This window comes from Treponema pedis (assembly GCF_017161325.1).
In the GTDB taxonomy this organism is placed as follows: domain Bacteria; phylum Spirochaetota; class Spirochaetia; order Treponematales; family Treponemataceae; genus Treponema_B; species Treponema_B pedis.
On record NZ_CP045670.1, the window covers coordinates 2,498,653 to 2,521,043 of the forward strand.

At 35.2% G+C, this 22,391-nt stretch carries 24 protein-coding genes and 1 pseudogene; 24 read left to right on the top strand and 1 reads right to left on the bottom strand.

The features are described 5' to 3' along the window. Nucleotides 1-4: 4 nt before the first annotated feature. From DYQ05_RS11550 to DYQ05_RS14170, 10 genes are all read left to right on the top strand, one after another. Entirely contained in the window at nucleotides 5-499 is a 495-nt protein-coding gene (locus DYQ05_RS11550) for a hypothetical protein (protein ID WP_435372821.1), read from the top strand. A gap of 55 nt (nucleotides 500-554) precedes the next feature. Beyond that, a complete protein-coding gene (locus DYQ05_RS11555; protein WP_020966202.1) occupies nucleotides 555-1,202 on the top strand; it encodes a VOC family protein in 648 nt (215 codons plus the stop codon). 132 nt (nucleotides 1,203-1,334) lie between these two features. Next, nucleotides 1,335-2,366: a hypothetical protein gene (locus tag DYQ05_RS11560; protein WP_206183469.1), complete on the top strand. Its 1,032-nt coding sequence runs from the start codon at nucleotides 1,335-1,337 to the stop codon at nucleotides 2,364-2,366. A gap of 172 nt (nucleotides 2,367-2,538) precedes the next feature. Then, nucleotides 2,539-3,393: a hypothetical protein gene (locus tag DYQ05_RS11565; protein ID WP_206183470.1), complete on the top strand. Its 855-nt coding sequence runs from the start codon at nucleotides 2,539-2,541 to the stop codon at nucleotides 3,391-3,393. A gap of 150 nt (nucleotides 3,394-3,543) precedes the next feature. Beyond that, the gene (locus DYQ05_RS11570; RefSeq protein WP_206183471.1) at nucleotides 3,544-3,804 is read left to right on the top strand and encodes a DUF3601 domain-containing protein; all 261 of its coding nucleotides are present in this window, start codon (nucleotides 3,544-3,546) and stop codon (nucleotides 3,802-3,804) included. Between the two features lie 621 nt (nucleotides 3,805-4,425). Then, nucleotides 4,426-5,325, top strand: coding sequence for a leucine-rich repeat domain-containing protein (locus DYQ05_RS11575; RefSeq protein ID WP_206183472.1), 900 nt, complete (start codon nucleotides 4,426-4,428; stop codon nucleotides 5,323-5,325). 26 nt (nucleotides 5,326-5,351) lie between these two features. Then, complete coding sequence (locus DYQ05_RS11580; RefSeq protein ID WP_206183473.1) at nucleotides 5,352-6,221, top strand: DUF2262 domain-containing protein; 870 nt, start codon at nucleotides 5,352-5,354, stop codon at nucleotides 6,219-6,221. A 256-nt stretch (nucleotides 6,222-6,477) separates the two neighbouring features. Further along, on the top strand, nucleotides 6,478-6,729 hold the full coding sequence (locus DYQ05_RS14160) for an AAA family ATPase (protein ID WP_252723377.1): 252 nt from the start codon (nucleotides 6,478-6,480) through the stop codon (nucleotides 6,727-6,729). Nucleotides 6,730-6,773: 44 nt separating this feature from the next. Next, nucleotides 6,774-7,388 (top strand): DUF8612 domain-containing protein, encoded by a 615-nt coding sequence (locus DYQ05_RS14165; protein WP_252723378.1) that lies wholly within the window; start codon nucleotides 6,774-6,776, stop codon nucleotides 7,386-7,388. Nucleotides 7,389-7,425: 37 nt separating this feature from the next. Beyond that, entirely contained in the window at nucleotides 7,426-7,806 is a 381-nt protein-coding gene (locus DYQ05_RS14170) for a DUF4143 domain-containing protein (RefSeq protein WP_488169072.1), read from the top strand. A gap of 107 nt (nucleotides 7,807-7,913) precedes the next feature. Here DYQ05_RS14170 and DYQ05_RS11590 read toward each other — a convergent pair whose 3' ends face one another. Continuing rightward, a complete protein-coding gene (locus tag DYQ05_RS11590) occupies nucleotides 7,914-8,852 on the bottom strand; it encodes an RluA family pseudouridine synthase (protein ID WP_225969567.1) in 939 nt (312 codons plus the stop codon). 128 nt (nucleotides 8,853-8,980) lie between these two features. On the opposite strand from DYQ05_RS11590, the gene DYQ05_RS11595 reads away from it, so the two are divergent. From DYQ05_RS11595 to DYQ05_RS11655, 14 genes and pseudogenes are all read left to right on the top strand, one after another. Continuing rightward, complete coding sequence (locus tag DYQ05_RS11595) at nucleotides 8,981-9,469, top strand: divergent PAP2 family protein (RefSeq protein WP_020966212.1); 489 nt, start codon at nucleotides 8,981-8,983, stop codon at nucleotides 9,467-9,469. Between the two features lie 7 nt (nucleotides 9,470-9,476). Continuing rightward, a complete protein-coding gene (locus tag DYQ05_RS11600; RefSeq protein ID WP_020966213.1) occupies nucleotides 9,477-10,934 on the top strand; it encodes a hypothetical protein in 1,458 nt (485 codons plus the stop codon). Continuing rightward, the gene (locus DYQ05_RS11605) at nucleotides 10,931-12,217 is read left to right on the top strand and encodes an SLBB domain-containing protein (protein WP_206183474.1); all 1,287 of its coding nucleotides are present in this window, start codon (nucleotides 10,931-10,933) and stop codon (nucleotides 12,215-12,217) included. Before DYQ05_RS11600 ends, DYQ05_RS11605 begins: the two co-directional genes overlap by 4 nt. Then, nucleotides 12,214-13,247 (top strand): annotated as a pseudogene (locus tag DYQ05_RS11610) (RnfABCDGE type electron transport complex subunit D). Before DYQ05_RS11605 ends, DYQ05_RS11610 begins: the two are co-directional and overlap by 4 nt. After that, nucleotides 13,240-13,743 (top strand): hypothetical protein, encoded by a 504-nt coding sequence (locus DYQ05_RS11615; RefSeq protein ID WP_024468631.1) that lies wholly within the window; start codon nucleotides 13,240-13,242, stop codon nucleotides 13,741-13,743. Before DYQ05_RS11610 ends, DYQ05_RS11615 begins: the two are co-directional and overlap by 8 nt. Then, nucleotides 13,740-14,330, top strand: coding sequence for an Rnf-Nqr domain containing protein (locus DYQ05_RS11620; RefSeq protein WP_029409848.1), 591 nt, complete (start codon nucleotides 13,740-13,742; stop codon nucleotides 14,328-14,330). The genes DYQ05_RS11615 and DYQ05_RS11620 overlap by 4 nt, the downstream gene beginning before the upstream one ends. Next, nucleotides 14,330-14,890, top strand: coding sequence for a hypothetical protein (locus DYQ05_RS11625; RefSeq protein ID WP_029408895.1), 561 nt, complete (start codon nucleotides 14,330-14,332; stop codon nucleotides 14,888-14,890). The genes DYQ05_RS11620 and DYQ05_RS11625 overlap by 1 nt, the downstream gene beginning before the upstream one ends. 103 nt (nucleotides 14,891-14,993) lie before the next feature. Then, a complete protein-coding gene (locus DYQ05_RS11630) occupies nucleotides 14,994-16,877 on the top strand; it encodes an alpha-amylase/4-alpha-glucanotransferase domain-containing protein (RefSeq protein ID WP_020966219.1) in 1,884 nt (627 codons plus the stop codon). Beyond that, nucleotides 16,874-17,485, top strand: a complete 612-nt coding sequence (locus DYQ05_RS11635) for a DNA-3-methyladenine glycosylase (RefSeq protein ID WP_029409850.1) — start codon at nucleotides 16,874-16,876, stop codon at nucleotides 17,483-17,485. The genes DYQ05_RS11630 and DYQ05_RS11635 overlap by 4 nt, the downstream gene beginning before the upstream one ends. A 124-nt stretch (nucleotides 17,486-17,609) precedes the next feature. Then, the gene (locus DYQ05_RS11640) at nucleotides 17,610-18,920 is read left to right on the top strand and encodes a sugar ABC transporter substrate-binding protein (RefSeq protein WP_029409851.1); all 1,311 of its coding nucleotides are present in this window, start codon (nucleotides 17,610-17,612) and stop codon (nucleotides 18,918-18,920) included. A gap of 54 nt (nucleotides 18,921-18,974) precedes the next feature. After that, nucleotides 18,975-19,421, top strand: a complete 447-nt coding sequence (locus DYQ05_RS11645) for a hypothetical protein (RefSeq protein WP_206183475.1) — start codon at nucleotides 18,975-18,977, stop codon at nucleotides 19,419-19,421. Between the two features lie 18 nt (nucleotides 19,422-19,439). Beyond that, the gene (locus tag DYQ05_RS14175) at nucleotides 19,440-19,586 is read left to right on the top strand and encodes a hypothetical protein (protein WP_252723379.1); all 147 of its coding nucleotides are present in this window, start codon (nucleotides 19,440-19,442) and stop codon (nucleotides 19,584-19,586) included. Between the two features lie 176 nt (nucleotides 19,587-19,762). After that, nucleotides 19,763-21,472, top strand: a complete 1,710-nt coding sequence (locus DYQ05_RS11650) for a carbohydrate ABC transporter permease (protein ID WP_252723380.1) — start codon at nucleotides 19,763-19,765, stop codon at nucleotides 21,470-21,472. A 20-nt stretch (nucleotides 21,473-21,492) separates the two neighbouring features. Continuing rightward, nucleotides 21,493-22,377, top strand: a complete 885-nt coding sequence (locus DYQ05_RS11655; protein WP_206183476.1) for a sugar ABC transporter permease — start codon at nucleotides 21,493-21,495, stop codon at nucleotides 22,375-22,377. Nucleotides 22,378-22,391: the final 14 nt, after the last annotated feature.

The window sequence follows — 22,391 nt, forward strand, 5'->3', positions numbered from 1 at the left end:
GTTATTGGATATTAAAATAATATTGATAGAGATTATTATTTGGTCGGGGCTTTGGATGATTATGGTATCTATATCGGTTAGAGTATTTCCTTTTACGATTGAACACGATTATCCGAAAGATGTAAGAGAAGTTGCAAATATTCCCAAACCGTCAAAAAAGCACAAAATGCAAGGATTGATATTTGCGAGTGTCAGCTTTATAATACTTTTTAGTTTATTGGTTGCATTTGCAATCTTAGCATATAAAGGACAAGAGTTATCATTTCGGAAAATATTTGTTCACTTGTGGATAATCTGCATGACCTGGAATATAGTTGATTTATTAATTATTGATTGGCTATTTATTTGTCTTTTATCACTGAAATACTTTGTGTTGCCCAAAACAGAGAATTACAAGGGAAATAAAAATTATAAATTTCATTTCATCGGATTTATAAAAGGGTTTGTTGCAATAATTTTTACGACTATTTCATTTTTCGTTTTGAAACTGCTGAAGTAAAGCAAGTGTTAAAAATCATATTGAAAAATTAGTATAAAATAGCATAACTGAATTTATGGAAGTAATAATGAGAAGCGGTCATATCATATACAAAGTAAATAATTTACAATCGGCAGTTGAAGAATGGCGAAGCAAAGGATTTGAGGTCGAATATGGAAGAAAAGAAAATCCTATCAATGCGTTAATATATTTTAGCGAGGGAGCTTATATTGAGTTATTGCAAAACACGGGAATGCCAAAAATAGTAAAGCTATTAAGCAAATTATTCGGCAAAAATAAAAAAATGGAAAGATTTAATTATTGGGACACTTGCGATGAAGGCTTATGCGGATTTTGTATAGAAAAAGATTTCGGCAGCTTAGATGAAGAGGTTGCATTTCTAAAAAGTAACGGAATTAAAGGAGTTTTATTTAATAATCTCAAAAGAATTGACACAAAGAACAGAGTTTTACAGTACAAGTGTTTTTTCCCGGAGGGGATAGATTTTCCGTTTTTAATGAGTTATTTCAGTATTGACCCAAAACCTGTAAATTTTGTACATCCAAATGGCGTAAAAAAAATAAAGAAAATTATTTTTAAAATTGATGAAAGAAATGCAAATATCCTAAAACAACTAATTCAAGATGATGTACTGGAAATTATAGCCGATGACAAGGAAAAAGGCATAGTTCATATTGAGTATGACGGTTCGGATTCCATATAATGAAAATTGACATCAACAATAAGCACGTATTATTTATCAATTATCAAAACTCGGTATTTTTTAAGACTATAGTATTTTTGTCTTCCTTAAATACAGGTACTTGCTTGATTTTTTTAAGTGGAGGTGATTAAAATGGGATTTTTTATGGGAGCTCTGATTTTTTTTATTGCAATGATTCTTACCTTAGCTTTTACAATATTTTTATATATTCATCTTGTAATTGCGGTGAAAAATAACAGAGATGTACCTAAGTGGATGTATAAAATAGGACATGCTCTAAAGGGAAGAGGAACGGACATATATAAAGATTTCACGGATAAATCCGCATTAAATGAAGTAAATTCTTACATAATAGGAGTAGTAATAGCCAGTATAGCAGCATATTTTATTTTTTACGGTAAATACTTTGTAAATAACAAGATAGCATTTTGGCTGTGGACAGAATTTTTAATCGTTATTGTTATGAGCATCGTCATCAGTTTTGGGAAATGTCTCTTAAGTTTTATATTCCCTGCAATAAAAAAAACAAACTATAACTGTGATTTTTCAGCCGCCGCAAATGCCGTCATGGGTATGATTCTAATGTCAATATTTGCCTGTGCATTAACACTTACCGTGACAGGGCTGCCTGTAAAAGCACCTGTTGTGCAAGTTGGAAAATATAAGATTATTGTCGGACATACCAAAGCGAATGATTTACTTTCAAACGGATTCAGTTTTTCGGGAAAGGCTCCAAACGACATTATTGAAAATAAAAGAGAAAGCCATTTTGTCTTTGGCGAAACGGTAGAGCTTGTCAAAGACGGAAAAGGATATGGATATGTGAACTTGACACCAAGATATCAAGACAAGGCAAGAATTAAAGATTGTATTATTACATACTTCGGCATAACCTCAAAGAGCAGGATGATTGATGATGTCAAAATATGCGATAAAAGTATTTCCGAATTATCCCTTGATTATTTTGAAAAAGAGAATGTGCGAGATGTTTTTTCACTTTCTCCGATTAGTTATCAGGAAAACAAAGTAAAAGGACATTATTCTCTTGTAATGCAGACCTATCCGTACATGCTTTGGAAAAGCTATACGATAGAAGTTATTTTTTTCGGTGATGATAGACCAAATCAATTTGAAGTATATGCACGACATACACTTTGGGAATAGGTTAATTCGGAATTTCAGAGTTGGCAATCAAAAATGGAATGAATGAATGAATGAATGAATGAAGAAGTATTTAAAAGAAAAATAAACGAATTGTCCGAAATTTAAGAAAAGTTTTATTGAAATTTGATTTTTAACAGTTAAGCAAATTTGAACTTACGGAAGAGGTAAAGAGATGACATATACACAGGAAGATTTTCAGGAATGGATATTTTGTATATCAGATAAAATGGAGCGATTTACAAATGAATTTGCCGGGAAAAATCGTTTGATTCTTGATTATACACTGGCTTCATTGAATGATTTGGAAAGATGGATTCTTAATCGGTATTCCGATGCCCGCGACTTGATTGCAGACAGCAGTACATTGGATTGCATTACTATTTATATCGGGGAAACTTTCAGACAATACATCGGCGGCAAGTGGTTTATAGATTTAAAGAACAAAAAAAATGCGTATTACTCCATGCCGATTCTGACAGACCCTTCTTACCGAGGCGTTACATCCGTTGCCCCGATGACTTATGCGACTGCCTGTATCGGCAGAAATAAAGGGAATTATATCGGCGGAATCTTAATGAATCGTATTGCACCTCAAATAAAAACGATTGATAAGCTGGTAGAGTTTATGGAAAGAGAGTGCTATTACTCCTTTTCCATTGGGAAATATAAGGCATTGGAAGGACAGTTTTTAGAGCGGGACGGATATGACTATGTCTATGGATATTCCGAGAGGGGACATAAGGATATAGAAAAGCATTTTGATAACGAAGAAGAAGCCGTTCAGTATGTACTTAAACAAATTTCCGAAGGGAACGTCGATAATTCCCACTTGGCAGCTTTTACATGGGATAGCAAAGAGATTTTGAACGCCGAAAAGGAGTTGAATGAAATGTTTATACCTTTCATGCGAAATGATGTTCCCTGCTTTGGACAAGACGAGCGCACTGCCTACAGAATCTTTGTTTATGGAAAGAACATAAGGTACTTGGATGATTTTAAAAAGAAATATTGGAAGAAAATAAATTAAAAGTTGCGGCGATAACGAATATGTTATATGTTTACAATGATAAGAATAACGCGCTAAAAGTATGTGAACATACCAATATTGATATCCCGATAAAAATCAACTATAATGTATGGGATTTCATTCTTTTTATTTGAGGTTTGGAGAAATATTATGAAATTAAAAGCGGGACAATCCTATCGCATTAAAAAAGATATTTTAACTTTCAAAACTGGAGAAGTATGGTTGTTGGCAAATGAGGGTTATCAGATTTACTACGGCGAACATAACTTTGTTTTCATTAATGCGGAAAAAAACAGCCGATTCATGGTATTACGTGATTCTGAAGATAAGGATATGGAAATATACTGTCATTTGGACGAATATTTTGAAGAAATAAATGAGCGACATATTGATTATGTTACACGAATATGAGGGCTTTAATGAAAATTGATATACGAAAATCCGTTCAATATAAATACATACTATATAGATTTAATAAAAAGTTTTTAAAAAATGAAACTTTGAAAAAGCTGAGTCAAGAGGAGAAAGACAAAATCTGCATTGAAGTTGCAAAAAAGACAAGAAATATAACTCTTATTTTCGGAATTATATATATATTTGTTATGTTATTTTTATTTTACATCTTGGTTATAAATCCGCAATATCAAAATAATACTTTTGTAAAATGGTATCGTAACATATTAGATTCAGTATACCCGCTCATCAATGGAAATTGGGGAAGCGGTATAAACAAAAAAAGAGGAACCGTTTTATTGATTTGTATTAAATTGCTGCCTATTTTTATAATCAATGCCGTTCCGCTACTTATATTTATACCGGTAACGGCAAATATACTCTTAAAACGAAGGTATAACTTCGGCAGCCAAACAGGACTGCCTCGTTAACCGTCGAGTTTGCCTTTCGGCAAACATCGCTTATTAAACATGTGCGCTTTTCGCGCACTAATTGAACACCTTCCAAAGTTCATACTTTGTTCAGTTGTTCAATTTTAAGGAAGATTAAACGATAAATACACAAAAAAAGGATAAACCGATGGGAGCATTTAAAACGACAAATGTTATGATACGCGATTTTAATAATTCGATTACGGAAAAAGATATTTTAGAACTTCTTAAAGAAGATGACATTAAGCTCATTAGACCGTACGGCGGATATACTCCGGGAAAACAGGATTTGTATTTACTCAACGGTTTTTTTAAGTTACGCCCCGAGGTCGAATTTCGTGTTACTGCCGCCGGAATGTTAAAGTTATTGCCCGACGTACAAGCGGTTTCGGAAGTCGTTGAAGGTTGTTTCGGAGAGAACCTTGAGGATTTAAAATACTTAAAATGCGTGCAGTCCCTTAGGTTGGTGGAAAAAGATATAACACCGCTTATCTCATATCGGGATACGCTGAAAAAACTCACTCTTGAAGGCGGACTGAAAAAAGACGCCGATAACGTACTGGCCAACATGTTTTATCTAAATACTCTTAATTTGGAAAGTACGACATTGAAATCTTTTGAGCGTATAACAAAACTTCCGCTTCAAAATCTCTATATATACGGCAATAAACCGAGCGAGCCGATTCCGATTAAAGAGCTGTCCGAACTGAAAAACATTCGTATTAAGAATAATTCCTCTTGGAATGATTTCGGATTTCTTTCAAATCTGAAAAAATTGGAATCTATAAGAATTGAATATTGCTCAAAAATTGAAAAAGTACCGCCGATTTACGGACTTCATAATCTAAAATATGTAGAATTCAGTAATTGCAACAGACTTAAAGACATTACGGCCTTATGGAATTTATCTAATGATTGCGAAGTTTTAGCGACCGGCACTCAGCTTTCTAAAGAAAAAATAACTTATTGCTATGAGCCTGAATTGGGATTACAAGCTTGGTGTAAAGAACATTCGACAAATCTTCCGCCGAAAATATCGGAGAAATAAATTAGGTTTCGTTAGGAGAAAATATAATGAATTTGCTTGAATATATGCGGGAACAAAACAAAATGACGCAGGAAGTATGGGAAAATACTTTTGAAAAACGTGAACATGAAATTTTGGTTCTCAGACATGAAGGCGGCGGAGCACGTAAGAAAAACGGCTTTTGGGATGCCGCAGTTTACTTTTTGGCGTATCTGGATTGCACAACAGGATTATTGCATAAAGAAGAAGGGCGTCTGGTATATCCCGTCAGTGATAATGAACATGAAAAAGGGAGAATTTGGGAACGCTTTGAGGATAATACAATTTACCGTTTAAAGGTGCGCACAAAAATATCGGAGAATGTTTCCGAAAGTATTTTAAAATCTTCCCAAAACCGATTTCTTGTTGTGGAAATTATTGAAAAAAATCCGCCCTGCCCCGAACTGGAAGAAATACTTACAGAATATAAAAAACCCGTCATTTTACAGGATAACACATTGGGAGAATTGACACTTAATAAAAAATTGAACTGTTTTGAAGGCACTGTTTATTGGCAAGGCAAAACGGCGAATATTTCATTGGAAGTAAATAAGGATAATAAAAGCGGTTGGTCAAAGGCAAAAACAGCCATGAAAACTATGTTGACGGAACAGGAAAAATGGGACAGGGAGATGCGCGATTTTGCGGCAAAAAAACTCACCCCGCTTGCAGGTAAATGGCGCGAATCGGCGGAACCGACCGCCCCGGAAATAACGGAACAAAGTTTTGCACGGCGGATTGAACTTAAAACAATCTCAATTACGGCGGGCGGCTCCTTTTCAGCTTATTTTGATGATGACGATATGTTTTTCGGTCATTGTGTTACAGTGCAAGGAAGTTTAAAAAAAGGCGTTATATCGGCAAATATGGAAGGTTAATTGCTCTACGGTAGACCTAAATTTAAACCGGAAGTTATTTAAAGTCCGAAATTAAACCGTAAAAGACAGAAAACAAAGCGTCGGTGCGTATTTTAACTTTATTTTGTCCGAATAAGTAAACGGGAGTTAAAGATCTTGAAGAAACTGCAATTTTAATTAAAAATAATATTGAAGAAAGTGCAATTTTACTCAAAAATAACCTTGAAGAAACTGCAAAAATATAGTATAAGTAAATTCCAACAAGGAGGTTTACTCCGTGTTTTTCAATAGAAAAGTATATGCAAGGTTATTAGAGTGGAAAGAAAAGTTTTCAGATAAATATGCGGCTATGCTTGAAGGAGCACGGCGAGTCGGAAAATCGACAATTGCGGAAAACTTCGCAATGAATGAATATAAATCATATATTTTGCTGGATTTTTCGAAAATAACAAATAACATAAAAGCCTGCTTTGATGATGTCGGAAATTTGGACTTGTTTTTTTTAAGGCTTCAAGCTGAAACCGCATAGAACTGTATGAGAATAATTCCCTCATAATCTTTGATGAAGTCCAGATGTTTCCGCGCGCCCGACAGGCAATAAAGCATTTGGTTTCCGACGGAAGATACAGTTACTTGGAAACGGGCTCATTAATTTCCATCAAAAAAAATGTAAAAAATATTTTAATTCCTTCCGAAGAAATGAAAATACCGGTTCATCCAATGGATTATGAAGAGTTTTGTAAAGCCGCCGGCCATAATTATTCTTTATTAAAACGGATTTTTGAAACGGAGAAAGCGATTGGCCAAAGCACAAATCGCAAACTTATGAGAGATTTAAGAATATATATGGCAGTAGGAGGCATGCCGCAAGCTGTAGAGGCTTATGTGAACGGAAAGAATTTTTCAGATATAGATAAGATAAAGCGTCAAATTATTTCGTTATATGAAGATGACTTTAAGAAAATAGATTCATCGGGAAGAATAACCGCAATGTATAGGTCAATCCCGGCTCAGCTTGCAAAAAAATCGAAAAAGTACAGAATTACTACCGCCATCGGAAAAAGAAACAGCAAAAAAAATGCGGAACTGCTATTTGATTTGCTGGATTCAAAAACAGTACTGCCATGTTTTAATTCGACAAATCCCGGAGCTATCTTGGCGGGATACAAAGGATTTAGAAAGCTATAAATTATATCTTTGCGATACAGGTTTATTTGTCACGCTGATGTTTATTGACAGGCCTGTAACGGAAAACGACATATATGCCAAATTACTTTCAGATAAATTACCTGCAAATCTCGGATATCTTTATGAAAATCTTGTCGCACAGATAATAACTGCATCAGGTAGAGAATTGTATTATCATACATGGGAAAAAAAAGGCAGCTCCCATTATTATGAGGTTGACTTTTTAACTGCGGAAGGTAGTAAAATAAATGCTTTTGAGATAAAGTCTTCGGGAACAGGAAAATATGAATCAATTAGAGAGTTTTCACGGAAGTACTCAAATAATGTGAAGAAAACATATTTGATTTCACAAAAAGACATACTCAAGAAAGAATCATTATTTTTCAAACCATTCTATTTGGTTCCGTTTCTTGTATAAAAACTTTCGGTTGTCTAAAAAAGTAAGCTGGAATTTGTAGAGAGGTACATAAAAAACCTCCGTTACGGGCAACTCATAAAACGATAAATTAAAACTTTATCCGTTTTTTATGAATCAAAATTAAGAGGAAAGGACAAATCCCCGAATTTTTTTAAAAATAAGGAAAAATCTTCCGGCAAGGCAGCCGTTATCGTGTCGGGAACATCGTCAAAAAGACGTTCTTTAAATTTAAGTTTATAAGCATGCAAAAAATAGCTTTTCGCGCCGTAAAAAGATTGTTTTGAACCGTATTTTATGTCATTTAAAAGGGGCGTTCCGAGGCGGCTGCACTGAATACGTATTTGATGCTTTCTTCCCGTAATAAGTTTAAACCTTACTAAAGCAATATTTTCACTTTTTAAAACCGCCAGAGGTTCGGCTAAAGTAAAACAGTCTTTACCGTCTATAATGCTCTTTAATTCTTTTTTTATATTTATTCCTTCTATAATTCCGAGATAATATTTTTCTATTTTATCTTCTTTAAGAGCACGGGAAAATTCTTGCGCACCTTTTAAACTTTGAGAAAATGTTATAATCCCCGAGGTATTTTTATCCAACCTATGAAGAGGACCTGAAGTAAATGCAAGACTGTTTTCCGTTCCGGGAAAGTGCTTTAACACGGCTTGACAAAGGCTTTTTTCTCCATGTACTATCTCTCCGTTTTTTTTATTTATAAAAAGTAAATCGTTTGTACGCAAAATTACAGCCGGTTTTTCTTCCGAATCCGCCACAACAGGAATTTTTTCATAAAACCCGCATTTTTTGCCGTTATCCTCATTAAAAAAAGCGGTACGGATTTCAAGTTTATCGCCTTTTACGGTTATATAATCGGGTTTACACTTTCTCCCGTTTATTTTTATCTTTCCGGTTCTAATTGCGGAATATATCCTTGAAAGAGGTGTTTTTGCCAAGAATTTACGCAATATCCTGTCAATACGTCTTCCCTCATCGTTTTCAGCTATAATAAAAACCCCGTTTTCTCCGTTCATTTTAATATTATACACCATTATATGGGCTTTATTAAGAGGTATTGAAAATACATTTAAAATACCTATAAAAGGCTTCTTTTTTTAATTCAATTTTATATGGCCTTACAGGTATTGACAAAAGAGCCGTTTTGTAGAAAATTAGAAGTATGCTCGGAATAATACAAAAAGAACAGCTGATTATGCTTTTTTCAAGTCCCATTTTTTTGGCGGCTGTAACAAGCTGGCTTTTAAGTCAGTTTATAAAAACTATATTTGCAATGTTTAACTCTTCCATACGAAGCCCTTTGGATTTCTTTGAACTTATTTTATGGAGAACGGGCGGTATGCCTTCAAGTCATTCCGCTTTGGTCGCCTCGTTGACCGTGAGCATAGGTATAAGACACGGATTCGACTCGGATTTATTTATTTTTGCAATTTTTGTTGCTATGATAGTTATACGCGATGCGGTGGGCGTCAGAAGGTCCAGCGGTTTACAGGCAAGAGCATTAAACGATTTGGGAGCAAAATTTTCTGAAATAAATTCTTCTTACTCGTTTAAACCGGTGCGCGAAATTCAGGGACATAAACCCGTGGAAGCCGTTGCTGGAATTATTTTAGGCACAATTACCGCAATTTTATTTGCATATTTCGGATAGTACATAGATGAAAAAAACAAAAAATTATTTTTTTAGTTTGGATATTGCCTCAAGCTGTTTATTTTTGTGCTCTTTGTTTTTTTTAATTTTTATTCCCGTAACCGAAAAAGACACGATTTGGCATTCTTACAGAATTCTTTTTTTACCTATGAGTGCCGATGAAAGTGCAATCCTTAAGGCTGCCGAAGAAAGCGGTATAAAAAATATAATATCCTCATTAACGATAAAACAGCGTTTTGCAAAACTGGACGAAAACAACTATACCGGCTTTCCTTTTACCGATAAAGAAAGATATGCGGCGTGGTTTATAAACGACCAGGAAAATATACGCTATATGTATATTCACATAAGCGAAAATATTCCGCCTCAATTTTTTAAATACTTAAAAAATAATACCGAAGCCTTTTATATAGAAAGAAAAGCGGGTTTTTCACTTTTTCAATTTATATCGGCAGCCGCATTCTTTTTAATTGCATTTTACTTTACAAGCCGTAAAGATTTTTACTTATTCGCCTCGCTGCCATTTATAGTTTATGCAGGCATTCAGTCAGGAATTTTAGCGCTGTCCGCATCTATTTTAATGATGTTCACACTTGCTTTTTGGACGGAAGCGGTAGGCTCGTATTTAAAATTTACAAAGGAGCAAATTATCAGCAGAATTAAAAAAAATCCGCTTTTGGTTTTTTTACCCTTTATTTCATTTGTTGTTGCGAAATTCAACAGCAATATATCGCTGCTGGTTTTTATTTTAGCCGTTATTGCCGCAGCTTCTTTTACTTATATTTCCGAACGTATACGCTTTTTTATTCATAAAAATTCGGAAACTAAAAAACTTCATAAAACAATAACTCCTTATATAATGAATCCCAAATCGATTGCAAAATTTTGGGAATCCAAAAAATTATTTACCGTTTCAGGAGCGGCGGCTTTTTTTATTATATTTTCCAGCCTTATTTTACACATGGGTTTTAATAAAACGCTTCAGGCATACAAAAATATCCTTTACTTGCCGGTTCCGGTTAACGGTGTTGAAATTACAGGATTTTCAAAACAGGCTTTTGATAAACTTAAAGAAATAAGAACCGGTGAAGACTTACCGGATTTAGGCAATCTGATTTCCGATTTATGGAATTCCAACATAAAGCCGTACGTTAAATCGAATGAGAACACGGAAAATTATAATGAAATTAAATACTCGGATTTTTCGGTAGACAGTAACGGAATGATAACGGAAAATGCGGGAACCGCTTTCAGTTTTGACGATGAATTTATAAAAACGGCTTTGGCCTTTAGAGAAAGCCCTTCAATTGAAGATTTACTTTATTCGGAGGGGCGTTTTATAACCGCAGCATATACGGGAAGAAAATTTCCGCTTAACAGCTTTAATACGGCCGCTTTACTGGTAGCCGTACTTTCCTCATTTATGCCGGTTACAATTATTTTATTGAGAGTGTTAAACAAATGACGGATTTTTTAACTTTTAGATGCGGAAAAGAGCTTTTAGAATACCCGCACAGTTCAACTGTTCTTGAAGGAAACGCATTTTTACCGCAAATTGCCTTTATTCCCATTTCATACGGCGGGAAAAAAGTACCGGAACCTCTTGTTTTACGGGGCGAATTTGTAAGAGAAGGACAGATGATTGCACGCGGAAGCGGAATCGGAGCCGTAAATGCCTACTCTTCAATACCGGGCATAGTATACGATTTTGTGGGATTTGATTTACCTGACGGAAGAACCATTCACTCGGTTGCCGTAAAACTTGAAGGCTCTTTCGATATTTTAGGTAAACCGGCGGCAAATTATTCTTGGAAAAACAGCGCATCTTCAGAACTTTTACATGCAATAGATTTTGCGGGTGTTTTAAATACCGCCTCTACAACGGGAGAAGCTCTTGCGTACCAATTACGCTCCGCAATTAAATCGGGCGGAAAATCCGTTTGTATAAACCTTTTTGATAAAGACCCTTCATGCGGTTTGGACGCGATTTTATTCGATACATTTTATAATGAGGTTGCCGAAGGAATAGGAATAGCCGCAAAAATTTTAAATGCGTCTACTGTAGTATGTATTCATAAATTCGGTAAAAACGATAAAGCGAAACTGGAAAAAATCTCCGAAGCGTGCGGTAATTCCGCAGTGGAATTTATAAAAGCAAGTCCATGCTATCCTTTTATAAGAAACTACATTCCTAAAAAAAATACGGACAGTTTATGGCTTGATATTTCTACAGCACTTCAAACATACGAAGCAGTCCGTACAAATAACCCCATTACCGCCTCATACGTACTTATTTCAGGCAAAGCCGTAAACGAACCTAAGGTATTAAAAGCAAGAATAGGCACTCCTATAGGAAATCTGATAGAAGAATGCGGCGGATTTAAATCCAATCCCGAACATATTATTTTAAACGGCCTTATGTGCGGGTTTTCAATCGATAATTTGGATATTCCCGTTACAAAAAATTTAAAGTCCATTCATATTTGCGGAAAAGAAACGGTAAAACATTACTCGCCTTCGGAATGTATTAACTGCGGACTTTGTTTTAATTCTTGCCCGTTATATCTTGAACCTAAAAAAATAGTAAAAGCAATAGAAAGCGGAAACCTCAATGATGAAATCATAAAACAGATAAGTTTATGTAAAAAATGCTCATGCTGCTCATCATGCTGCCCTGCAAGAATTCCGTTATCCGCAATAATTGCCGAAACTCGTGAACAACTGAAAAGAGAGAGGAATATAAAATGAATACCGAATCGGCTAATAGACTGGGCTCATCGCCTTTTATTTATACGCGCTTTACTTCCAAAAAGGCAAATTTTATTATAATCTCGCTTCTTTTAATTCAATTTGGGGTTTTAATTGCAATGGGAGACTTTTTTGCCGGTTTAAATATTCTCTTTGCCGCGGCGGGTTCCTGCGCTGTAGAATATTTTATGCAATATCTTAATTTGCAAAAATTTAAATTTTCCTCCGAAGCCGTTATAACGGGACTTTTAATAGGTTTTTTTATGCCCTCGGAAATAGGATTTATTTTTACATTCTTTTTAAGTGCAATTTCAATTTTTATTTCAAAAACCCTATTCGGGGGTACGGGTTCAAATTGGGTAAATCCGGCAGCCCTTGCCGTTTGCATCGCCTATATTTCGCGCCCCTCGGTATTTCCGCCCGTACTTTCGCAAATTGCACTTTTAAAAGAAAAGGGCGGTATGTTTGCCGTACTGGACTCGGGAACTCTTTCCCGCGTAAAGGCCGATTTTACAATTACATCAACTCTTAATTCCATTTTACTTCACGGAGTCGGAGTAACCCTGCCTGAAGGATATATAAGCTTATTTTTAAATTCATCCTCTCCCATTCCGGCTTTCAGATATAATCTTATAACACTTATATCTTCAATAGTTTTATTTTCACTGCGCATCACCGATTATATTTTACCTTTTATTTTTATTGCGGTTTATGCATTCCTTGTTTGGATTTTTGCACAGGTACCAGTAACGGGCATTTATTTTTCGGGAGATATTTTATCTGCAATTTTAACAAGCGGAGTTTTATTCACGGCTTTTTTGTTTTATCGGAATCCTCTTCCGCACCCAAAACAAAATACGGTAAGGCGTTTTCGGGGTTTTTGACGGGAGTTTCAGCATTCTTTATTTGCGGAGCGGGCTCTTCTCCCTCAGGGATACTTTTTGCCGTACTGATTACAAACATCTTTACGCCGCTTATAGAAAAAATGGAAGTAAAAATTCAAACTTTAAAAAGGAAACGTTATGAATAATGAAACTAAAGAAAAATTAAAAAAAAGCGGAATTTTATCCGGTATTTTTTTAGCCGCCGTTTTGATTTTGTGGGGAACGTCTCATTTAGGTTATATTCTGAAAGAAGAAATTTATATAAAATCCGCAGAAACCGTATTTGCCCATTCTCCCTTATGCACCGAAATTAAAAATGCCAAGCTGTTAAAAACTTCTTCAAAAAAAATTACAGCACCGAATTTTTTCAATGCTATTTTTAATGCGGAACATAACGGCTCTTCCATAAGCGTTATCTTTGTAAATATGACGGGGAAATACGGAACATATCAGGGAATGTTCGTTTGCAAAGAATATAATGCAAAAGATAAGCAGGAAAATTCGGTAAAATTTTGCGGATTGGCGGGAAATATAGATTTAAATAAACAACCCGACTATTACGGAATTACTCCGCTCATAATAAACAGTATGCGGCAAAAGATAGAAAAACAATGGATAACACAAAGAGGTTTTACAAAATGATACAAAATAAAACTATGACGCCTTTTATGCTCGGCTTATGTCCGCTTATTCCCGCATCTTCAAATTTCGCTTACGGGCTTGTTTTCTCAGGCTGCGTTTGGGTTATATTTTTTTCAGGACTTCTTGCGGAAATAATTACGGAAATGTTGGGATTAAAAAAAAGCAAAGAAATATTTATAAAAACCTTTATTGCAGCAGCAGCAGCCTTTTTAAATTTTTTATTACAAGGATTATTTCCTATTATTCAAGGAAGTATTCAACTTTACATCTATATTTTAGGATTTTCATATATAATTTTATTAAGTTTGGAAGATTATCACGACAATGTAGAATCTTTGGAATTTCCGCTTGTATATTCCGTTTTAGCGCTGTCTCTTTCGCTGCTGCGGGAAATATTTGCTTTCGGAACCCTTTCTATCCCCTCCCCTTCCGGCTTTTTAACGCTTAATCTCCCGTATTTCGCCGAAAATCCTCCTATGCGTTTTTTGGGAACAACTGCCGGAGCTTTTATTTTATCGGCACTCGCCGCATGGATTATTCTTTCAATAAAACGCGGCTCGATTTTACCGTTCAGGAGCGTAAAATAATGAATATTTTTTTGACCGTTTTATTTTATACATTTGCTTCTTCCCTTATCTTTGTTTACGGAATAGGACTTGAACGCGTTTTTATTCATTCCGAAAACAAAACCGGACTATATGTTTTTATTTTAAAAACTCTTGCAAAACTGTTTCTTTCGGTAAGCGTATTATGGTTTATAAATATCTATGCACTTTTACCTATAGGAGCGAATTTTATTTTACCGGTAATTTCCGTTTTAATTCTTTCTCTTTCGGAAACGGCGGACAATATTTTATTTTCCAAATTTTCAACTCCCGAAAAAAAAGAAACCGTATTCAGCTGGGCTTTGGTATTTTTTATTTTATATGAGGCAGGCTCATACATGGAAGCCGTAATTATAATCGGTTCCGCCTGCACGGGGCTTTTAATTTTTTCGCAAATACTGAATGCAATAAAACAAAAAACGGAAGAAGGAAATGCTCACGGCGAAATAAAAGCTTATACCCTCGTATTATTGGGAATAGGCTTTTTGACAACCGCTTTTTATGTTACCGATATTTCATGGGTTTTCGGTTTGGTAAAGTGATTGACAAACAATATCGGTATATTTTATAATTTTAAACCCTTAGAAAATTTATATTTTCTATGGCTATTTATTTTTAATTTAAGTAAATTTTAAGGAAAGTTTTGTGGAAAACAACCGTAAAAAAAAGATTGAAATATGCTTTACTCTTCATACGGATTACAGCGTAATAGATGCCATATCCAAATCCGATTACACACAAATTTACAAGGATATTTTTTCGAATTTATACGGAGCACCGTCAATTCCGTTTTCCTTCGCTTTAAGCGGAGGCTTTTTAGAATGGGCGCAAAAAGAAAACTCCCATTTTTTCAATGTACTTTCGGAAATGCTGAAAAGAAAACAAATTGAAATAATAGGAAATGCCTTTTACGAACCGCTCCTTTCAATGATTCCGCCGTCGGATTTAATAGGTCAAATAGAATATATGACCGATATATTGCGAAAACATTTTTATAAACGCCCCCGCGGAATTTATCTTCCCTATTTTGCATGGAATCCCAATATTATTTCCAACTTAAAAAAATGCGATATTGATTATTGTCTTTTAGACACGAGATTTTTCAGTAAAGCTCACTTAAACGCTTTTTCTCCCGTATGTATGGAAGATTCGGGGAAAATAATTTTCGGAATTCCCGCCACAAAAGAATTTGAAAACACGGAAGCCTCTCCCTCGGTGTTTTACGATATAATGTTAACATACGCCTCTTCCGTTACGGAAAACTCGATAGTAATTTTTTTATCGCCTGAAACCGTAGTTAAATTTTTAGATAAATCTCAAACGGGAAAATCATGGTTTGACGAATTTTTAGAACTTACCTCCAATCCCGATTCGGGTATTTCAATGGTAACGGCCGAACAGCTTATAAAACAAAAATCAATTTATCAAAAAGGATTTATAGAATCAAATGCCGTTTTTTCCAATCAGCCTGTAAATAATTCGGTAAAACACTTGGTTGCAAATAAATCTCACCTTTACGCAATGTATGCAAAAATAATGCATGTTCACAGTCTTATAAACCAAATGCGCGGAGATAAGTCGAGAAAACGCAATGCGCTTATGGAGCTGTGGCGTGCCGAAAGCGGTATCTTATTTAATCTGGAAGCAAGACATGAAAGATACAACAGGCAGCTTAGAAACTGCTGTTACCGCAGCTTACTTCTTGCCGAAAAACAATCCAGAATAAACGGTATTTTTACCCCCTCGCTTACAAGCCTTGATTTCGATTTGGACGGAGTAAGAGAATTTATTTCGCAGAGGGATAATATAAATATGTATATTCACAGCTCAGGCGGAAAAATATTCGAGCTGGATATTTTTAACGCATATAGAAACTATGCCGACATTTCCGCAGAAGAAACGGGCTTATTTATAGACCATCTTTTATCCGCAGATGAACTTGAAGCAGTAAAAAAAGGAGAATTTTCTTCCGCAATTGCAAACCCCGTCTTTTCGGAAAACCTATATCAGGACATAAAAACCGACAGATTTAAATTCGAATTACAGCTTAGAACCGAAGGCGGATTCAGGTCTTTTAATTTGCCGGTTTCCTTACGTAAACAATACGGTTTCAGCGATTACGGCGTACAAGTACAATATATCTTAAAAAACGAAAGCAAGATAACCCTTTCGGCTTATTTTATGGTGGAAATCGACTTAGCTACAAGTCCTATAGAAACAAAAAAGCCTCAAGTTTCCGTTTATGCAAACGACCAAAAACAAGAGGCAAACATAAACAACAATAAATTTGAATCGGTTTCATGGATACAAATTTACGACCCGCACGGCAAAAATATTTTCACAATTGAAACAAATGAAACCGCCGATTTGGTAATTTTACCCATTTATGAAAAATCCGGAGACGCAAAAAACCCGATTGCCGGTTTACGCAATTTGTTTTATTGGCGCATAGACTTACAACCGGGACTTGAAACCGAAAAACTTCTTTCTTTTAAATCCGACGGGAAAAAAACGGAAAAGAAAAAATGAAAGAAGCGGATTTTTTCAATCTGCAAACCGAAGAACTTGCAAAGGCTCTGTTGGGCAAACTTCTCCTCATAAAAACCGAAAACGGAATTGCCGGAGGATACATAGTCGAAACGGAAGCCTATTTGGGAGTTACAGACAGAGCTTGCCACAGTTTCGGAGGAAAAAGAACACCTAAGGTGGAGGCTATGTATTCGCAAGCGGGAACAATTTATATTTATACGATACATACCCATAAAATGCTTAATATTGTATCTTGCGGAAAAGACAATCCTCAAGCGGTGTTAATCCGCGCAATTGAACCCGTTTTAGGAATACCGCAAATGGAAAAAAATAGAGGTACAAAAGGAACGGTTCTTACAAACGGCCCCGGCAAACTTACAAAGGCGATGGGTATAACAAGCATTCACAATATGATGAAAATGCAACAAAGTGAATTATATATAGACTTTAAAAACAGTAAAACTCCGAAAAAAATTAAAAGTTCGCCGAGGATAGGAATCCCGGACAAAGGTATTTGGACGCTGAAAAATTTAAGATTTTTCGTTAACGGAAATAAATTCGTTTCCGGTATGAAAAAAAACGATTATGACAATTTTCCTTGGCTATAAAACGCCCGATTCAATATCCGAACCCGTCAATTTATATAAATTTTATAAAAAAAACCTTGCAATTACAAATTACGTATGCTATACTTTAATCGTTAATAACATTTTATTTAAAGGAGTATGTTATATGAAATGTAAAAGAACTGTATATGCCGTAAATCTCTTCCTTTTCGGTATTATTTTATTTTCCGGTTTAATTACCTCGTGCGGAGGAAAAAACGAAAAAGAAAAAAACGTATTAACCGTACAGGCCGAACAGGGCTGGATATCTTATTACGAAGCGGCGGCAAAGCGCGTGCAAGAAGCCAATCCGAATACCGAAATTAAACTTATAGAAGTAGGAGCTTTCGACCATTTGGATAAAATTGACGCTACCGATGCTTCAAACCAAGATGTAGCCGATTTATTCGCAATACCTGCCGACAGGCTCTACGGCCTTGCGGAAAATGAAGTTCTTGCGTCAATAGATTCTAAAAAACTTGCAGCGGAACTGGGCGGCTGGACGGATTTCGATTCGGGTTTAGGCGGTAATTTAAAAATAAATAACGAATACCTTGCCTTTCCCTTAAACATTGAAACCCTTATTACCTTCGTTAACGTTACAAATGCGCAAAAAGACGGAATAGATTATTCCAAGCCCTTTGAAATTTCCAATACTAAAGATGCCGATAAAATTTTACTTCCGCTTTTTGACGCTTGGTACGGTGTTGCCGCAACAAATTCCGCAAATATCGAACTTTTGAGCAAAAAAAGCGACAACGTACTTTTCTCGGATATTACTTCCGAATTTAACAACCTTTCAAACGATAAAAAAGAAGCTATAAAAATAATTTATGAATATTGGAAATTAAATTATAAAAATAAAACACCCTTGTTCGACCCTGAAGCGGGTTGGGGATATATCGATACGGAATTTTCAAACGGCAACAAGGGTGTTATCCGCTTAGGCGGCCCGTGGGATACGGCAAGCATCTCCGAGCAAACAAACGGCAACTTTGCAATATTCCCCATAGACCATATCACTTTAAACGGTAAACCGCTTTTGCACTGGAAAGGCGGCTGGGGTCTTGCAATTAACTCCAGAATAGAAAAAGATGCCGATAAATACGCTCTTGCACTGCAGATGATTAAAGAAATCGTTAATCCGAAATATGCCGCAGAATTTTTCAAAGCAACGGGTAAAATCTTGGAAAATGTCCCTGCCGATGTATATGAAAAACTTGACCTCGAAAAGACGGAAAAAGAAGTTATAAAGGCGGTTATAGCTTCATACACACTCTCCCCTGCCCGCCCCTTATTTAAAGAATGGGGTAAGGTTTGGGATACATGGAGAAATGCAATTCTCTCATGGAACAGCGTTAATCCGCAAACCGTAGAGGAAGCATATAAAGAATTAAAAGCGTCTTTTGATGCAATGATGACAAATTTTAGCATGTAAGATACTTAAAACAGGGGGCTTTTTTAAATACTTTTACAAGCCCCCTAAACTAATATGTGTATCAAACCGTTTAACAAACAGCTTTTAATAATACTCATTACAGCGGCTCTTATTATAAGCACGGCTTCGATTGAAGCCGTTGTAAATATAAAGAGCAAGGATTTTTACGAGGTATATTTAAAAATAAATCGAACCGCAGAATTTAAAGAATTTATAAATTATATGTTAATGATATATATAGCTGAAATATCGCTGCCTGTTGTAATTTCCGTTTACATATTTTTTACGATACAAAAATACGGCATTAACAATATTGCAAAACTTGTTTTCGGCGGAATGATTTTTACAAAACTCGGTAACATTATTATAAAATTACAATTTAATTCATTTTTTTATTATGCTTTTATTATTTTATATACGGTACTTTTTATTTCAATGATAAAAAAATACCGTCAAGATAAAGACGGCATAAAAGATTATGTTAAAGTAACACAATTGTAATTTTTTTATGGAGGGAACATGGTTTATTCAAAAACTCTTACGGACAATACGGGCGGTACTCACCCTCGTAAAAATATGTATCTTTTAAGTCTTGCGGAGGCGGACCCGGAACGGATAAAAACAATAAGGGCATTAAAAAAACAAACAGCTATAATATTAAATTAAAGGAATTTAAAGCCGAACGTAAACTCTTTCAAAAACAATTAAAAGAAAAACTAAAAAATTTTTCCGAATCAAATTCTGAAGACAGGGAAATCCTTCCTTTAAAAAAGAAAGTCTTTTCGGCAGAGCAAAAACAAACCTTTTATAAGGACTTTATTGAGCTTTCCTATGATGCCGTTTTGGAATATAAAATTGCCGAACTGGAAATACAACATATTACCGAACTCATTAAACATATAGAAAATCTTAAAAATGAACTTTCCAAGCAAAAAGAAAAACTTATAAAAATAGATGAGGCGGAGCGTCTTGATATACTGCAAAAAATAAAAACATTAACATTAGAGCGTAAACAACAATTGGATAACGACCTGAAATCCCTTGCCGAAAAAAAGACAAAAAAGCTTATTTCAAAAAAGGCATATAAAACGGAATCAAAGGCAAAAAAACGTTCTTTTAAAGACGATATTACTTCCGTCTCCTTTTTAGATACTAAAATGAGCATTCAAGAAGAAATAAAAAATTTAAAATACCGCATAAAAACCGATATTAAAACAAAGAGCCGTGTTTTAGAAGCCGATATTTCGGCTATCAGACGTAAAACCCCCATAGAGCCGGAACACATTCCCTTAATTTCATATTTTACATTTCTTATTCCGGGTCTCGGACAGCTGTTTAACAAGCAATATGTAAAGGCAGCTCTTTTCTTTTTAGGAACGGTTTTTATTTATGTAATTGCCGTACCCTATATTTTAGGGTTTACCAATTATCAAGGCGGCGGAATTACAGGACTTATAAATCTTGCAGGAGGAGGAGCGAAAATAGATAAATCAATTATTTTTATGATTGAAGGAATTATATCTCTTCTCCTTACAGTATTTTCGGTTCTGCTATACATAATCTCTTTTAAAGACGTACGCAATGTAGAATTAAATGCGGTAAAAGGAATAAGAAGGAACACTTGGTTTGAAAGTAAGCGTTCGATTGAAAGAGAAGGCTTCCCCTACCTTATTTCTTTTCCGGCCCTTATAATAATAGTATTTATAATAGTTGTCCCTATATTAACTACGGTATTTATCTCATTTACCAATATGGACCCGACTCATCAAAATAAATTTTCATGGATAGGCTTACAAAATTATAAACTTCTTGCTGCGGGAAGCGGAATAGCCGGAAAGGCGTTTTATCTTATTTTAGGCTGGACTCTTATTTGGACTGTAGGAGCTTCAACCCTTTCAATCGCAATAGGTTTTATTTTAAGCTTAATTGTAAATCAAGAAAGGATAAGAGGCAAAGCCGTATTTAGAACAATTTATCTTTTACCGTGGGCGGTTCCCGCATTTATAACTATTATGTTTTTTTCAATAATGGTTTCACGCGGGGGCCTTATTACGGAGCTTATCGAAAAAATATCGGGCTTATCCCTTGATATAAAAAATAACGCTCATCTTACCCGTACAAGCCTTATCCTGCTGCAAAGTTGGTTGGGCTCTTCCTATATTTTCTTACTTTCAACCGGAGTTTTACAGGGAATCCCAAAGGACTTATACGAAGCGGCCGACATTGACGGAGCTACTGGATTTCAAAAAGCGATAAAAATTACCGTTCCATTAGTACTCTTTCAAACGGCACCTCTTTTAATAATTCAATATGCTTTTAATTTTAACAATTTTTCAATTATATATCTTTTTAATTTAGGAGGCCCTTTTAATCCCAGTAAATACGGTAATTTGGCGGGGGCATCGGATATATTGATTTCTTATATTTACAAACTTACCATAGAAAATCAATATCAGGCAATAGGAGCGGCGGTTACAATGGTAATTTCGCTTGTTCTTATGTTTATAGCTTTTTTAAATTTTAAAAGAACAAAGTCTTTTAAAGAAAATTAAACCGAAAGGAGGAACTTAAGATGAAAAAACAAAAAACACTTTACCTGTCGGATAGGCAGCCTCTAACCGCAACTGGAAAAATATTTCTTGCACTTTCATATTCGCTTATGATAATCTGGGCTGTCTTAATTATTTGGCCCTTAGCGGTTATAGTTATCTCCGCTTTTAACGGAAATCAGGGAAAAAATATTTCTCTACAGCAAACATTTAAGTTTTCATTTAAACACTTCGATTATTTATTTAATAAAACATATTTTTTCTTTTGGGTACGAAATACTCTTATAATTGCAATTTCTACGGCCTTACTTACACTTATAATCGTATCGTTAACGGGTTACGCTTATTCCCGATACAGATTTACAGGTAAAAAAATAATTCTTATGAGTATCATGCTTATTCAAATAATACCGGTTTTTACGGGGCTTACGGCATTTTATACCCTTCATTCGATTATTTCGGAAGCGATACCGTTTTTTTCAAGAAAGGCCATGCTAATCTTAATTTACACGGGAGGAGGAATTGCAAGCAATACCTTTATTTTAAAAGGCTATATAGATTCAATCTCTACCGAATTGGACGATGCGGCCCGTATTGACGGCTGTTCAAATATGCAAGTATACGGGCTTGTTATAATGCCTATTGCCCGTCCCATGCTTGCCATTATAGCCCTTTGGTCTTTTATAGGCCCGTTTATGGATTATATGCTGCCGAAAATCCTCCTTACAAATTCAAAAGACTACACTCTTACCGTAGGATTATTCACGCTGATAAATGATGCCAGAACAATGAATGCTCCGGCACTCGCGGCGGGAGGCTTGTTAACGGCAATACCGATTATAATTTTATTTATAAGTTTACAAAATCAACTGGTTTCGGGTCTCAGTGCAGGCTCGGTTAAAGGATAGGTTCAGGAGGTTAA